Source organism: Devosia sp. A16, assembly GCF_001402915.1.
Taxonomy (GTDB): Bacteria; Pseudomonadota; Alphaproteobacteria; order Rhizobiales; family Devosiaceae; genus Devosia_A.
Window position 1 is genome coordinate 2569675 of record NZ_CP012945.1, and the last position, 13602, is coordinate 2583276.

Here is a 13602-nt window from a genome sequence, read left to right on the forward strand (position 1 = left end):
CGAAGAGCCCAACGTCTGGATGCGGCATCCACTGCAGTCGTGACTAGGACGCCCGCTGCAGGACCTCCGGCGCCGCCGCTTGCCCGAGAAACGCCGCCGGGTGTCGGACCAGGAGGTGGATCAATTCGGATTGGCTGTGCGTGCGGGTCTTCTCGAACACCGATTTCAGGTGTCGGCGCGCGGTCTCGGGTGAAATGCCGAGCTCGTTGCTGGTCGGCCGCATGCCGCGGGTTTCGACCAGCGTCTGAGCAAAGCGCGCCTCGCGCGGCGTGAGGCCATAAAGGCCCATCAGCACCGCGGCATCGGGGTAGCTGGTGCTGCCGGGGTCGCTGAGCACCAGCAGCGCTACGGCGTCGCGACCCTCGTGCCGGCGCCATTCTTCCGGCACGGCGGTGAGCAGCGCTGTCAGCGGCGTATCGGCGCGCGGTCGCTCGATGCGGAAGGCGATCGGGCGGGCGAGGCCGCCGGAACGCGCGGCCGGCGTCATTTCGCGCAGCCCCGCGAGGTGCAGGAAATCCACCTTGAGGCTGACGCCGTCGAGCGCGTCGAGCAGGCCCAGCGCCAGATTGTTGGCGCAGATGGTGCGGCCGTGACGATCGAGCAGGATCAGGCCGTAGGGGCTGGTCTCGAACAGCGTCATGCCATGTGCGCCCGATCCCGACCGCAGCGCCCGCTGCAGATGCGGCATCAGCGCCTCCACCGCTTCGATCTCGTCACTGGAGAACGGCGGCTTCTGGTCGGAGCGGGTGAGGCAGAAAAAAGCGACGCGGCCCGGCCCCTGCGGCAGCAGCACGTGCATGAAGTGCCTGAGCCCGTTATGGGCGAGAAAGGAGCGATAGAAATCGGAGTTGGCGAGCACCGGGTCCTCGTCGATCTGCTGCACCAGCGAGAGCGTGCCGCGCGGCAGCCGCCAGGCCCGCTCCATCAGCGGGTCGCGTCCGCCATACGCGCCGCAGTGATACTGCACCCACAGGTGCGATGCGCCCTCCGCCATGCCGGTGCCGCGGTCGGGCGCCTCGGTGGTGAGCACCGCATGCACCGCATCGAACACCCGGCCCGCTTCGTTGACGAAGTCCATCCAGTTGCCGGCGCCGTCGGCCGCGTCATAGACCAGGCGCGTGAGCTTGCCGAACTCCGAAATCAGGCCCATCCTCGCCACTCCCCTCCCACTCCGCGCCCCGCTGACCCAAACGGGTCATGCCGAGCCGGGCACAACATGCCAGACATTATCATTACGAACACCAGAGCTGAACATTCGCATGTCTGATACGTCCCCTCGACGCTCCCCGCTGGCCGGCTGGTTGCTCACTGCCGCCGCATCGCTTGCTTTGGCCGCCCCCGTCATGGCTCAGGATCTGGCGGCCGACGGCCTCAAGGTCTGGAAGGAGCGCGGCGGCTGCTTCAATTGCCATGGCGATTTCGGCCAGGGCGGCGAGGGCGGGCACTTTCCGGCCGGTCCGAGCCTCAGGGCCAGTCAGCTCGACCCGGACTCGATGCGCGAGATCATCGCCTGCGGCATTCCGGGCACCCCGATGCCCTACAACCTCAAGGGCGCCTACACCGAAACCGAATGCTACGGCGAGAAGGGCGCGGTGCTGGAAGGCGCAGTTCCCGGCGCCAGCCTCGAGCCGACCGAACTCGATGCGCTGATGGCCTATCTGGGCGAGAAGGTGGTCGGCAAACGCCGCATCACCAAGGCGGAATGCGTCGAGTATTACGGCGATCCCGCAGCGGTGGCCTGCGCGGATTATCGGTAGGTTCCATGCGCCGCCGCTTAGCCGGTGGCTGCGGACCCCCACCCCTGTCCCCTCCCCGCAAGGGGAGGGAGACCCTCTCACTAGCATCTCAGTCTGCGTCTCCCTCCCCCTTGCGGGGAGGGATCAAGGGTGGGGGGCAGCCCGCGCCGGCCCGTCGCAGCTACTTCGCCGTCGATCCGTCCGGCATCAGCGAGTCCGTGAACACCGTGCCCGCGATCACCGCGTTGCGCAGGTTCGCCCGGCTGAGGCGGACATGGGTCATCGTGGCGTCGGTGAGGTCGGCGCCCTCGAGCGTGGCGCCCTGGAAATCGGTGTCGTGGAAGTCGCCGCCCGCGAGGTCGGCGCCGCGCAGCACCGCGCCGGTGAAGTTGCTGTCCTGGGCACTGACCTTGCCGAGTTTGGCCCGGATCAGGTTGGCCTCAAAGAAATACGACCCGGTGAGCGTCGCCGCGCCGAAATCCGCGTCGTTGAGGCGGGCGCCGCCGAGGTCGACTTTCACCAGCGTGGCGGCCGCGAATTTCGCCTGACGCAGTTCGATGTCGCCGAGCCGGGCGCCGCTGAGGTCGGCGCGGCTGAAGTCAGGACGCGTGCCGCGCACGGCATAGAGCAGGGCGCCGCGCATCTGCGACCCGACGAATTTCGCCAGCGTGAGGTCGGCGGCGTTGAGATTGGCCTCCGTGAGATTGGCCCCGCTGAAGTCGGCATTGCGCAGATTGGCGCGATGCAGCACCGCCCGGGTCAGGTCGGCGCCGGCGAGGTTGGCGCCGCTGAGGTCGCGGCGGCGGAGATCCGCGCCGCCGAGCTGGCAGCCCGGGCAGTCGTTGCTGAGCCCGGCGAGGAAGCGCTGCGCCGGCGTTGCTCCGGCCGGCAGCGCTTGGGTCGGACTGTCCACGAGGGCGGCCGCTGCCGCATAGGGCTCGCGCTCAATCACCTCGAGCCGGGCGTCGCTGGCAAAGGCGTTGACGCTGTCCTTGCCGGTGACCGGGTCGATCAGCTTCTGGCCGGGCTTCAGGTAGAAATGCGTCTCGACCGTCGCGGTCCTCGTGTCGGTCTCGACCGTGCAGCGCTGCTTGACGAAGGTCCCTTCGATCGGCTCCTCGCCGGCGACGCGTGGCAAGTCGGTGCAGTTCCAGTCGGTGCCGAACAGGGCGCGGAACGTGGCGGCGACGATATGCGCCTCGTAGCGCTCGCGTTCCGGTGCGCGTGGATCGGTGACGATGCGATAGCCGCGAATGGCGCCGCCATCGTCGACGAGGAGGCTCATGATCGCCAGCTGGCCATTGACGGCGGTGCGCCGGTTCTGCATCGCGGCCACCGGATTGCGGTAGGCCATCGCCATGTAATCGAGCGTATCGTCGTAACGGAACCACACCTCGTGGAGGCCCGAGGCGTCGGGCGTGCACGCGGCGAAATCCGCGAAGCTCGGGAGCGGCGCCCCCGCCGGCCCGCCATTGGTGCCGCAGGCGGGATCGACGAAATCGGAGCCGAGGCCGGTGATCGGCGTGCCGAGCGGAATATCCCACAGCTTCGGCGGGGACTGCGCCAGGGCAGGCTGTGCTCCCAATAGAGCGACGCAAAGGGCGAGGGGGAGAAGCCGCATGGGGACCTCGGGAATTCTGTCTTGTCGGCTGGTGCGAGCTGACCCCCACCCCTGTCCCCTCCCCGCAAGGGGGAGGGAGACCAAAACACTGACATCTCGGCTCTGTCGTGTCCCTCCCCCTTGCGGGGAGGGATCAAGGGTGGGGGGCAGCCCGCGCCGGACACCGGGCAGGAACCGGGGAGAGCCACCGGCCCTCCCCGTATGAGCATCAGAGCCCGAACACCACGACCTGGCTCGCCGCCTCGTACATGCCGAGCCGCGGGCCGGCGCCCTTCGAGCCGCCGACCACCACGGCGATGTACTGCTTGCCATCCACCGCATAGGAGATCGGCGGCGCCCCGATCGGCGTGCCGACGTTGAACTTCCACACTTCCTGCATCGTGTCGGCATCGTAGGCGATGAGGTCGCCATCCGGATTGCCGCCGTACAGCAGCCCCCCGGCGGTCGAGAGCAGGCCCGAATTGGTCGGCGCCGGCGTCTTGATCTCGCTGACCTTCTCGCCCGTCTCGGTGTTGACCCCGATGATCAGGCCCGGCGCGCCCGGGAAGGCGTAGTCGAAGGTCCAGAAATTGCCGCCGCCCCACATGCCGGGGTTGCCCTGCAGGTCCGTGCGGGTGGGGTCGATATGCTCGGTGATGCCCTGGTTGAAGCAGGCGTCGATCGCCTGCACCCAGGTGATCTTGCGCTCTGGGTCATAGGCCGGCGGCCACCAGGTCGCGGTGGGGAGCGCCGGGCAGACATCCTGCGCACTCGTCGGGTCGCCGACTTTCAGCGTCTTGTTCTCGGCATAGCTCTGGGTGAGCGAGCCGGGGACATATTCGAGCGGCTTGCCGGTCTTGGGGTCGAGCCCCTTGGTCCAGTTCGGGTCGCGGTACGGGGTGCCGAAGATGAAGGCGCCGTTGGTGCGATCCATGGTGTAGAAGAAGCCGTTGCGCGAGAACGTGCCGACGGCTTTCCTCGCCTCGCCGCCGACATTGATGTCGTACAGCATCTTCATGTTGATGGTGTCGTAGTCCCAGGTCTCCTGCGGCACTTCCTGGAAGTACCACTTCACCTCGCCGGTATCGGCATCGACCGCCATCGTCGAGTTGGCATAGAGGTTGTCGCCGGGCCGGAAGGCCGGGTCGGCCCAGGGCTGCGCTTCGCCGGTGCCGAAGATGATCAGGTTGGTTTCCGGATCGTAGGACGCGGTCGACCACACGCCGGCGCCGCCGGTGAGATAGGCGTTGTGGTCGTCGGCCCAGGTCTCGTGACCCGGCTCGCCCGGCCCCGGGATGGTGTAGCGGCGCCACAGGAGCTTGCCGTCCTCGGCGCTGAACGCCGCGATCCAGCCGCGCATGCCCGGCCCTGCCGCGCTGGTGATGATCTTGTCGCCCACCGCCAGCACCCCGCCGGTGGCGCGCTCGGCGCCCGGCACGTTGTCCGGCCCGCGGGTATCCACCTGCCAGACGATGTCGCCATACTCGTCATCGAGTTTGACCAGCTGCATCTCGTTGCGGGTGACGTAGTAGATATCGTCGCCGAGCAGCGCCACGCTGCCCATCTTGCTGGCGGTGCCCTGGGCGCCGAGGTCCGTCTTCCAGATGATCTCGCCCTTGGTCCCGCTCGACACGTCGATCTTCATCACGTTGTCCCAGGCATCCTGGACATACATGAAACCGTCCTTGACCAGCGGCGTGGCGCGCTGGCCGGGCGCCTGTGCGCCGATCGAGCCGGGCTGGCCGCCGCCGATGGCGGTCATGAACTTCACCTTGAGACCACCGACATTGTCCTTGGTGATCTCCTTAAGCGGCGAGTGCGAGAAGCCGGCATAGCTGCCATAGGGCAGGAGCCAGTTCTGCGGCTCGTCCTTCTGCGCATTGATCAGGCGTTCCGGGGTCACCGGGTCCGCCGTCGCCGCTCCGATGCCGGCGGTGGTCAACAGCGTCGCCGCAGCCGCGATGAGCGCTGCACGAGAGATAGTCTGCTTTGTCATGGAATCCTCCGCGAGACCGGGCCGCGTGACGGCTCGGCAGCATGACGGCGCAGCGGGTGTTCAGCCCCCCGCATCCTGCCTGCGACAACGTGTTCCGGTGCCGGCCGCTTGTCATGACCCGTATGGGTCACGGGGGATCGATTGCGGTTCCGCTAGGCTCGGCTCTCCGCATCAGACCGATTGGGAAATGTCGCGATGCCTTCACATCACGCCTGGGTGCCGATCCGCGTGGCCCGCCTCGTTGACGAGACGCCGGAGCAGTACCAGCGGCGACGCGCCGAGATCGAGCGCATCGTCACCGGCTTTCGCATGGGCCACTTCGCCGATGCCGAGGCGGAGCGGATGGAGCGGCGATTGGTGCTGCTGCGCAACCAGGCGGACAAGCCCGCAGCGGTGCGGCGCTAGCCGGCAGGCGCCGGTGCAGTGGACTTGCGAACCTTGAGGTCCACCGGCAACTGGATGTGCTGGGGCGGGCCGCCGGCAAACAGCAGGCGTGCGGCAAGCCGGGCGGTCTCGGTCACGGGGGCCGCGATCACCGTCAACGGTGGATCGGTCAGCGCGGCCTCCGGAGGATCGTCGAACCCGGCGATCGACAGCGCGTCGGGAACCGCGATGCCGCGACGCCTGGCCTCGGCGGCAAGGCCGACAGCGAGTTCGCCGCCAAGCACGATGATTGCCGTGGCGCCGTTCAGTTCATCGAGCACCAGTCCGGCCGCGTTGCCATAGAGCCGGGTCTCTTCCTCGCTGCCGCACGCCTCGACGATCGGCATGTCGTCGAGCGACAGGCCGGCCTCCGCCAATGCAGCGCCGAGCCCGGCGAGGCGCTCTTCATCGATGTCATAGGTGGAGAGCATCTTGCGCGGCGCGCCGGTGGGGCGGTGGAGGATCGGGGCCACATAGCTCCGCCCCAGCGTCGTCACCATGAAGCGGCGGTGACCCAGCTCGAGCAGGTGCCGCGCCAGCGCATAAGCGCCGCCGCGGTCGTCGATGCTCACCGAACTGACATCGGCATCCTCGATCCGATCCATCACCACGATCGGCATCTTGGCCCTGAGCGCCGGATCGACCGCCCGCACCTGGTCGGCGGTGTGGAGGATCAGCCCGTCGACGATGGTGCGGCGGATGGTTTCGGCGCCGGCCTCGCCATAACCGTCGATCAGCTGGATCGCCGTGCGATGCTGCTGGCACTCCTCGGCGACTCCGGCAAGGAAACGCCGCATATATGGATTGTCGAACACCCAGGTGATGCCTTCGCCCGACGGCACCACGCCGATCACATTGGCCTTGCCGCTGCTCAGCAACCGGCCGCGCGGATCGGGGCCGGCGAAACCCAACTCTCTCGCGACCTGCTCGATGCGAGCCCGTACTTCCGACCGTACCCTCTCGGGATGGTTAAAGACGTTGGCCACAGTCGACTTCGAGACCTGGGCGGCGGAGGCAACATCGAGGAGGGTGACTGGTGATCTCATCCAGGCACTCTAGCAGACAATTGCACCGGTGCAAAATATTGCTTGACTCTGGCACGGAAGAGGCGCATCTCGGCGCCAAGGGGAAATTGCACCGGTGCAATCGCGCGGCAGACGCGTTTTGCACGCCAAGGAGAATGCGCCATGTTGCGCCATACAGAAGACCAGACTGCCCGGCTCCTGCCGGATCGCGCCGGCTCGATTCGCATCGTCGTTTCGGCCGCCCTTGCCAGCCTCTTGCTGCTTGTCGGTCCCGCCTCGGCCCATAGCGGGACACATGCCGGTGTCGCCGCCGACAACCCGCTCGCCAACAAGGTGCGAGAGGTGAATGCCCGGTTCGCCGATGTGAATGTTGCCACCGCCGAGGGCTATGCCCCGATCCCCTGCGTCTCGGGGATCGAAGGCGGCGCCATGGGCATCCACTATGTCAATGGCGCGCTGATCGAGGACGGCCTCGTCGATATCGGCAAGCCCGAAGCGGTGATGTACGAGCCGCAGCCCGATGGCAGCATGCAGCTGGTGGCGGTCGAGTACATCACCACCAAGGGCCCGGCCAATCTCGACGGCCACTTGTTCAGCTTCACCGGCTCACCCAATCGCTACGGCCTGCCGCCCTTCTACGAGCTGCATGTCTGGGCCTGGCGCGCCAACCCCACCGGCACCTTCGCCGATATGAACCCCGACGTCTCCTGCGACGCCGCCGTCGCAGCCAGCAAGTAAGGAGGACCACCCAATGAAACGCTATGTCATCGAACGCCTGATCCCCGGCGTCGGCAAACTCTCGGCAGAACAGCACCGCGAGGCTGCAAAGGTGTCGAACGCGGCGCTCGCCAAGCTCGCCCCCAAGGTGCAGTGGGTGCACTCCTATTTCGCCGACGACATGACCTACTGCGTCTACCTCGCCGACGATCCCGAGGATATCCGGCGCCACGCCGAGCTCAGCGGCTTCCCGGCCAACAGGATCACCGAGATCCGCGTGGTGGTCGACCCGGCAACCGCCGAGGCGGCCTGACCCGGGAGTGGGGGCGAAGCTGGCTTGGGCTCGATCTAGCCCACCGGTGGGTCCAACTCATCCGTGAGATGCAGATAAGTGGAACGGGCCGGGCGGTGCATAGCCGCCCGGCCCGAACTCATGATCTGGCTCAGGTTCAGTCGAAGAAGCCGGCGTCTTCTTCCCTGAGGTAGCGCTTGGCCGCCTTGGCGTCGATGTCGAGGCCGAGGCCCGGGCCGGGCAGCAGGTCGACATGGCTGTCGACGACGATGGGCCCGGAGGGGAGGCCCGTGACGATCTCGTTCCAGAACTCGTCGGAGGCCGACGGATACTCGAAGGCGATGTAGTTGGCCGGCAGCGTGGCGCAGACGTTGATCAGCGCGCCGAGGCCGAGCAGCCCATTGGCAGTGCCGTGCGGCGCCATCATGATCGAGTGCATATAGGCGTGCTCTGCCACCCACTTGAGCTCGGCAATGCCGCCGATATCGGCTGGATCGGGCCCGACGACACGCACCGCCTGGGTCTCGATCAGTTCCTTGAAGTTGTGCCTCAGGTAGATCTGCTCGCCGGTGTGGATCGGCGTGGTGGTCGAGTTGGTGAGTTCGCGATAGGCCTGCGGGTTGACCCACGGCACGTAGTCGCCGGTGAGCATGTCCTCGAGCCACATGATGTTGTATTTTTCGACCGCGTTGGCGAACTTGATCGCGTCGTTGAGGAACCAGCCCGGCCCGCAGTCGAGCGCCAGCGAGACCTTGTCGCCCAGCGCTTCCTTCATCGCGATGACGCAGTCGAGCATGTAGTTGAAGCCGTGCTCGGAGATCTGCCCCTGGTCCATGGCGCCGTGGTAGCCGGCCTTCCTGCCGACCGGGCCATAGTGGAAATCGGGGTAGCTGTCCTTCTGGCTGGAGTGGAAGCTCAGCCCCTGCTTGACCATGAAGAAGTTCTGCGGCTGCTCGGCCATCCACTTGACGTCGGCGGCGAAATCCTCCGGCCGGTCGCCCGAGCGCTTGCGGCGCACCGAGCCGTTATAGACCCGCACCTTGTCGCGCACCTTGCCGCCCAGGAGCTTGTAGGCGGGCACGCCCGCCGCCTTGCCGGCAATGTCCCACAGCGCGTGCTCGATCACCGAAACCGCGGCGCCATATGGCTTGAAGCTGCCGCGCTGGCGAATCTTCATCATGCAGCGCTCGACATCGGTCGGGTCCTCGCCGATGAGCGCGTCGCGGAAATGCAGGATGAACGGCTTCAGGTAGGTCTTGGTGAATTCCACCTCGCCGATGCCGTAGATGCCCTCGTCGGTGACGATACGGACGATCGGATGCTTGCCGATGACGGCAACGCGCAGGTCGGTGATTTTCATGATTACTCCTCGTGCCCGCCGGACGGCGGGGGTCTCCCAAATCCGGCCGCCGGTGCGGCGACCCCTCGAAATGACGTTCGGCCGGGCGGGCGGACCCACCGGCGCTATCGGCGCTGGCTCCTCTGCAGCACGCCCATCTGTTCGATGATGTGGCGGCCGGAGCCCTCGACATGGCGGGCAACAACCGCGGCGGCGCCTTCGGCGTCCTGCGCGCGGATGCGTTCGATCAGTTCGCGATGCTCGCGCAGCACCGACTGGCGGCGGCTCAGCGAGGTGGGAAAGCGGCGGGAAATGGCGCGCAGTATCTCGCGGTGCTTCCACCACAGCTCCGCCGCGTGGCGGTTGTAATGCCGATCGTAGATGAACTGGTGGAAGCGCGTGTCCAGCCGGCCATGCAGCATCGGATCGGCGAAGTTGAGGGCTTCGATTTCGGCCTGGATGCGTTCGAGTTCGAGCAGATCGGCGTCCGAGACGATCGACACGAACCAGCGGGTCAGCGCCGGCTCGATCAGCATCTCGATCTCGATGATGTCGCGCACGAAATCGGCGTCGATCGGCCGCACCCGCGCACCGCGATTGGGTTCGATCAGCACGAACCCTTCACCGCGCAACTGCTGCAGCGCCTCGCGCACCGGGTTGGTCGAGGTCTGGTAGTGTTCGGCCAGCTCGGCGACCTTCAGCCGTTCGTTCGGCCCCAGCCGCCCCGAGACGATGTCCTCGCGGATCATCTCGTAGACGGAGGCCTGCTGCTCGAGGCTGTCCTCGGGCCGGTCCGACTTGACGGTCGCCTCGCTCATTGGTCCTGTTTAGGGAGCTTTTTTGAGCAAGCCAAGTCCCGTTCGCACGCAATGCGAGCAAAATAATGTACGACTTTCGCGATGTTGACAGATACGGCTTTTGCTGGAAATCTGCCATACCAGTTGGGAAAAGCCGGCGCCAAGTTCGGTTCCCGAGGCGAGAAACAGCGAACGCTGTAGGGGCTTTGCGGCGGTCCACGGGCCGGGCGAGGCTTCCGGGATTTGAGAGGAGGATTCTCGATGCATACGAAGACCGGCCGGCGTCTGCTTGGCCTTTCGATGGCGGTGCTGAGCGCTGCCACCATGCTGACCACGGCCACCACCGCGTCCTACGCGCAGAGCGTGGACCTCAGCAAATGGTCGCCCGAATACGTCAAGTCGATCGCCGGCACCAAAAAGTTCGATGCCGCCAAGGATTGCGGCGCGGTGGTACCGAACGACTATGCCGGCTCGGTCAGCTACTGGTACACCGGCCCGTTCGAAGCCGACCCGGAGATCGCCCACGTCCAGGACAAGGCATTCTGGGAGGCGTTCCACGCTGCCTATCCGAACATCAAGACCGACGTCCAGTCGATCACCTATAACGAACTGCTCGACAAGTTCCGCACCTCGCTGCTCGGCAATTCGGCCCCGGCCGTCATCCGTCTGCAGATCCTTGGTGGCGTCGAGTTCGCCGCCAAGGGCTACCTGCAGCCGCTGAAGCCGGAAGATGTCGGCTACACCGCCGCCGATTTCTGGCCGGGCGCGCTGAAGTCGGTGACCTATGAGGGCGTCAGCTACGGGCTGCCGACCAATAACGAAACCATGGCGATGATCTGGAACGCCAAGGTGTTCAAGGATGCCGGGCTCGATCCCGACAATCCGCCGGCCACCTGGGACGATGTGGTCGCCTATTCCAAGCAGATCCACGAGAAGCTCGGCATTCCGGGCTATGGTCTGGTGGCCAAGCAGAACGCCGGCAACACGCCGTTCCGCTTCATGCCGCAGATGTGGGCCTATGGCGGCGGCGCGCTCGACGAGGCTGCGGCCGAGCCGACCTACAAGACCGTCGAGATCAACAATGCCGGCTCCAAGGCCGCGCTGCAGGCGGCCTACCAGATGTATGCCGTCGACAAGTCGGTGCCGACGTCGGCGCTGACCAACACGCAGGGCGAAAACCAGGCGCCGTTCATCGCCGGCAAGCTGGGCATGATGATCGCCCACCCCGCCGAATACGCCAAGATGACCGACCTCGCGTCGAAGGCGACCGGCTCCGACAAGGCCGTCGCCGACGAGGTGGTTGCCAACATGCGTTACGGCCTGCTGCCGACGGGGCCCGACGGCAAGCGCGCCGTGGTGTTCGGCGGCTCCAACATCCATGTGGTCAAGCCCGAGTTCGTGCAGGGCGGCAAGGTCGACGAACAGGCCGTCAAGGCGCTGATCTGCTTCTGGGACAGCCCGGAATGGTCGACCAAGCTGGCCTGGGTCGGCTCCAACCCCGGCAACATCAATGGCTTCCTCACCGATGCCATGAAGGAACGGCTCGACACCATCAAGTTCCTCGACGTCACCACCTCGATGCTGCCCAACGGCATCCCGTTCCCGGTGATCCCGCAGGCGCCGGAAATCATGAACATCATCGTTCCGGACATGCTGCAGAACGCGCTCACCGGCAACATGACGGTCGACCAGGCCGCCGACGACGCCGCGACCAAGGTGCAGGCCATCGTCGATGGGGGCGGCGGCATCTGATCGCCTGACCTGACTTCCGGGCCGGCGGCTCCGCGTCGCCGGCCTTCCCACCTTCACAACCAGGGTTATGCGCTGTGAGCACTGTTCCGGGACAAGCCATCTTTCGCGACGTACCCGAGCCCAAGCGCCTCGGCCTTGGCCGGAAGGTGTGGAACAGCCGCTTCGACTATCTCTATGTCGCGCCAGCGCTGATCGTGATGCTGATCGTCATCGGCTATCCGATCTACTACACCATCGAACTCAGCTTCTTTAACACCCCGGCGAGCCTGGCGCTCAGCGCCAAGCAGTTCAACGGCCTCGACAACTACGTCACCATTCTCAGCAGTCCGATCTTCTGGAAGGTCACGTGGCAGACGGTGGTCTGGACAGTGGTTTCCACCTTCTTCGCCTTCATGCTGGGGCTGGGCGCCGCGCTGGCGCTGCATCGCGAGTTCGTCGGTCGCGGCTTTCTCCGTGCGCTGCTGCTGATTCCGTGGGTGGTGAGCGCGGTGGCCGCCTCCTATGTGTGGAAGTGGCTCTACCACTCCGATTTCGGCGCCATCAGCGCCATGCTGTCAGGCATCGGCCTGATCGATCGGCCGATCAACTTCATCGACAACACCAACACCTCGCTCTACGCGCTGATAGTCGTGAACGTGTGGAAGGAGTTCTCCTTCGCCATGATCATGCTGATGGCGGGCCTGCAGACTGTGCCCGACACCCTGCTGCGCGCCGCGCAGGTCGATGGCGCCAGTCCCTGGCAGCGCTTCTGGCATGTCACCTTCCCGCACCTCTCGGGCGTGTCGATGGTCACCTTGCTGCTGCTGGCGGTGCAGAATTTCAACTCCTTCATCATCCCGTGGATCATGACCGGCGGCGGCCCGGCCGGCTCGTCCGACATCTGGATCACCCATATCTACCAGCTCGCTTTCGGGCGGCAGCGCTGGGGCGTCGCCTCGGCCTATGCGGTGATCCTGTTCATCGTGATGATGGTGCTCGGCTACTTCTATGTCCGCGCATTGACCAAGGGCGACGAGGCGAGGGCCGGCGCATGACCATGGAACTGAGTGCCGGCGCCGCCAAGCGCCGCGGGGCCGGTGGCTGGCGCTGGGCCGGCCGCATCTTCCTCGTCCTGTTGCTCGGCTTCACCGTGATGCCGATGATCTGGATGTTCATCACCTCGCTGAAAACCGGCTTTGCGGCGATGCAGTATCCGCCGCAATGGTGGCCGGCCGAGCCGACGCTGGACAATTACTGGCGGCTGATCGACCCCTCGGGCACCGTTGGGCGCGACTTCCTGCAGTATTTCTGGAACAGCATCTGGGTCTCGACCCTCACCACCATTCTCGCGGTGGTGGTGGCGGTGCCGGCGGCCTATGCCTTCTCGCGCTTCCGCTTCCCTGGCCGCACTTTCCTGTTCTTCGCCGTGCTGCTCAGGAACATGTTCCCGGCGGTGGTGTTCCTGGTGCCGCTGTTCATCCTGATGAAGGCGCTCGGGCTGGTGAACACCCACGGCTCGCTGATCCTCACCTACCTGACCTTTGGCCTGCCGCTCGCCATCTGGCTGCTCAAGGGGTTCTACGACAACATCCCGGTGCAGCTCGAGCAGGCGGCCCGCATCGATGGCGCGACGCGTTTCCAGGCGTTCTTCCTGATCGTCATGCCGCTGTCGACGCCGGGCATCATCGCCACCTCGATCTACAGCTTCATCGGCGCCTGGAACGAGTACATCTACGCCTACACCTTCCTCACCCGGCACGACCAGATGACCCTGCCGGTCGGTATCCAGCGCTTCTTCTCCGAGAACGCCACCGATTGGCCGGGGCTGATGGCCGCCACCTTCATGATGAGCATCCCCGTCGTGGTGCTGTTCCTCGTCCTGCAACGCTACTTCGTGCGCGCCCTGACCGAGGGCGCCGTGAAGCACTAACAAGCTCAAGGAAACC

Annotated in this window: 13 protein-coding genes; 7 read left to right on the forward strand and 6 right to left on the reverse strand. The window is 65.9% G+C overall.

The genetic code is table 11. The annotated features are described in order from the left end of the window. Positions 1-43: 43 nt before the first annotated feature. Positions 44-1150 (reverse strand): helix-turn-helix transcriptional regulator, encoded by a 1107-nt coding sequence (locus APS40_RS12525; RefSeq protein WP_055047369.1) that lies wholly within the window; start codon positions 1148-1150, stop codon positions 44-46. 109 nt (positions 1151-1259) lie between these two features. Here APS40_RS12525 and APS40_RS12530 point away from each other — a divergent pair, with 109 nt between their 5' ends. Then, on the forward strand, positions 1260-1757 hold the full coding sequence (locus APS40_RS12530) for a c-type cytochrome (RefSeq protein WP_156342924.1): 498 nt from the start codon (positions 1260-1262) through the stop codon (positions 1755-1757). Between the two features lie 160 nt (positions 1758-1917). On the opposite strand, the gene APS40_RS12535 is transcribed toward APS40_RS12530, so the two are convergent. Both APS40_RS12535 and APS40_RS12540 read right to left on the reverse strand, forming a co-directional pair. Next, positions 1918-3357 (reverse strand): pentapeptide repeat-containing protein, encoded by a 1440-nt coding sequence (locus APS40_RS12535; RefSeq protein ID WP_197279320.1) that lies wholly within the window; start codon positions 3355-3357, stop codon positions 1918-1920. A gap of 208 nt (positions 3358-3565) precedes the next feature. Next, the gene (locus APS40_RS12540; RefSeq protein ID WP_055047372.1) at positions 3566-5332 is read right to left on the reverse strand and encodes a pyrroloquinoline quinone-dependent dehydrogenase; all 1767 of its coding nucleotides are present in this window, start codon (positions 5330-5332) and stop codon (positions 3566-3568) included. A gap of 195 nt (positions 5333-5527) precedes the next feature. Between APS40_RS12540 and APS40_RS12545 the strand changes: the two genes are divergently transcribed. Beyond that, positions 5528-5737, forward strand: coding sequence for a hypothetical protein (locus tag APS40_RS12545; protein WP_055047373.1), 210 nt, complete (start codon positions 5528-5530; stop codon positions 5735-5737). On the opposite strand, the gene APS40_RS12550 is transcribed toward APS40_RS12545, so the two are convergent. Further along, positions 5734-6801 (reverse strand): LacI family DNA-binding transcriptional regulator, encoded by a 1068-nt coding sequence (locus APS40_RS12550; protein WP_082434369.1) that lies wholly within the window; start codon positions 6799-6801, stop codon positions 5734-5736. The two genes, APS40_RS12545 and APS40_RS12550, sit on opposite strands and share 4 nt — an antisense overlap. A gap of 141 nt (positions 6802-6942) precedes the next feature. Here APS40_RS12550 and APS40_RS12555 point away from each other — a divergent pair, with 141 nt between their 5' ends. Further along, positions 6943-7518 carry a hypothetical protein gene (locus tag APS40_RS12555; RefSeq protein ID WP_236884097.1) on the forward strand — a complete coding sequence of 192 codons (576 nt, stop codon included), beginning with the start codon at positions 6943-6945 and terminating at the stop codon, positions 7516-7518. 13 nt (positions 7519-7531) lie between these two features. After that, entirely contained in the window at positions 7532-7810 is a 279-nt protein-coding gene (locus tag APS40_RS12560; protein WP_055047375.1) for a DUF4242 domain-containing protein, read from the forward strand. A 136-nt stretch (positions 7811-7946) separates the two neighbouring features. Here the strand turns inward: APS40_RS12560 and APS40_RS12565 are convergent, their stop codons facing one another. Together APS40_RS12565 and APS40_RS12570 are read right to left on the reverse strand one after the other, a co-directional pair. Next, positions 7947-9149, reverse strand: coding sequence for a mandelate racemase/muconate lactonizing enzyme family protein (locus APS40_RS12565; protein WP_055047376.1), 1203 nt, complete (start codon positions 9147-9149; stop codon positions 7947-7949). A gap of 104 nt (positions 9150-9253) precedes the next feature. After that, on the reverse strand, positions 9254-9946 hold the full coding sequence (locus APS40_RS12570) for a GntR family transcriptional regulator (protein ID WP_055047377.1): 693 nt from the start codon (positions 9944-9946) through the stop codon (positions 9254-9256). 240 nt (positions 9947-10186) lie between these two features. Here APS40_RS12570 and APS40_RS12575 point away from each other — a divergent pair, with 240 nt between their 5' ends. The 3 genes from APS40_RS12575 (at position 10187) to APS40_RS12585 (ending at position 13586) form a co-directional block, all read left to right on the forward strand. Next, the gene (locus tag APS40_RS12575; protein WP_442855803.1) at positions 10187-11677 is read left to right on the forward strand and encodes an extracellular solute-binding protein; all 1491 of its coding nucleotides are present in this window, start codon (positions 10187-10189) and stop codon (positions 11675-11677) included. A gap of 74 nt (positions 11678-11751) precedes the next feature. Next, positions 11752-12711, forward strand: a complete 960-nt coding sequence (locus APS40_RS12580; protein ID WP_082434370.1) for a carbohydrate ABC transporter permease — start codon at positions 11752-11754, stop codon at positions 12709-12711. Beyond that, entirely contained in the window at positions 12708-13586 is an 879-nt protein-coding gene (locus APS40_RS12585) for a carbohydrate ABC transporter permease (protein ID WP_055047378.1), read from the forward strand. Before APS40_RS12580 ends, APS40_RS12585 begins: the two co-directional genes overlap by 4 nt. Positions 13587-13602: the final 16 nt, after the last annotated feature.

Excerpts from the sequence above, each read along its gene's own strand:
- APS40_RS12585 (WP_055047378.1), top strand. The coding sequence starts at position 12,708 with ATGACCATGGAACTGAGTGCCGGCGCCGCCAAGCGCCGCGGGGCCGGT.
- APS40_RS12540 (WP_055047372.1), bottom strand. The coding sequence starts at position 5,332 with ATGACAAAGCAGACTATCTCTCGTGCAGCGCTCATCGCGGCTGCGGCG.
- APS40_RS12525 (WP_055047369.1), bottom strand. The coding sequence starts at position 1,150 with ATGGGCCTGATTTCGGAGTTCGGCAAGCTCACGCGCCTGGTCTATGAC.
- APS40_RS12575 (WP_442855803.1), top strand. The coding sequence starts at position 10,187 with ATGCATACGAAGACCGGCCGGCGTCTGCTTGGCCTTTCGATGGCGGTG.
- APS40_RS12545 (WP_055047373.1), top strand. The coding sequence starts at position 5,528 with ATGCCTTCACATCACGCCTGGGTGCCGATCCGCGTGGCCCGCCTCGTT.
- APS40_RS12550 (WP_082434369.1), bottom strand. The coding sequence starts at position 6,801 with ATGAGATCACCAGTCACCCTCCTCGATGTTGCCTCCGCCGCCCAGGTC.
- APS40_RS12555 (WP_236884097.1), top strand. The coding sequence starts at position 6,943 with ATGTTGCGCCATACAGAAGACCAGACTGCCCGGCTCCTGCCGGATCGC.
- APS40_RS12565 (WP_055047376.1), bottom strand. The coding sequence starts at position 9,149 with ATGAAAATCACCGACCTGCGCGTTGCCGTCATCGGCAAGCATCCGATC.
- APS40_RS12535 (WP_197279320.1), bottom strand. The coding sequence starts at position 3,357 with ATGCGGCTTCTCCCCCTCGCCCTTTGCGTCGCTCTATTGGGAGCACAG.
- APS40_RS12560 (WP_055047375.1), top strand. The coding sequence starts at position 7,532 with ATGAAACGCTATGTCATCGAACGCCTGATCCCCGGCGTCGGCAAACTC.
- APS40_RS12530 (WP_156342924.1), top strand. The coding sequence starts at position 1,260 with ATGTCTGATACGTCCCCTCGACGCTCCCCGCTGGCCGGCTGGTTGCTC.
- APS40_RS12570 (WP_055047377.1), bottom strand. The coding sequence starts at position 9,946 with ATGAGCGAGGCGACCGTCAAGTCGGACCGGCCCGAGGACAGCCTCGAG.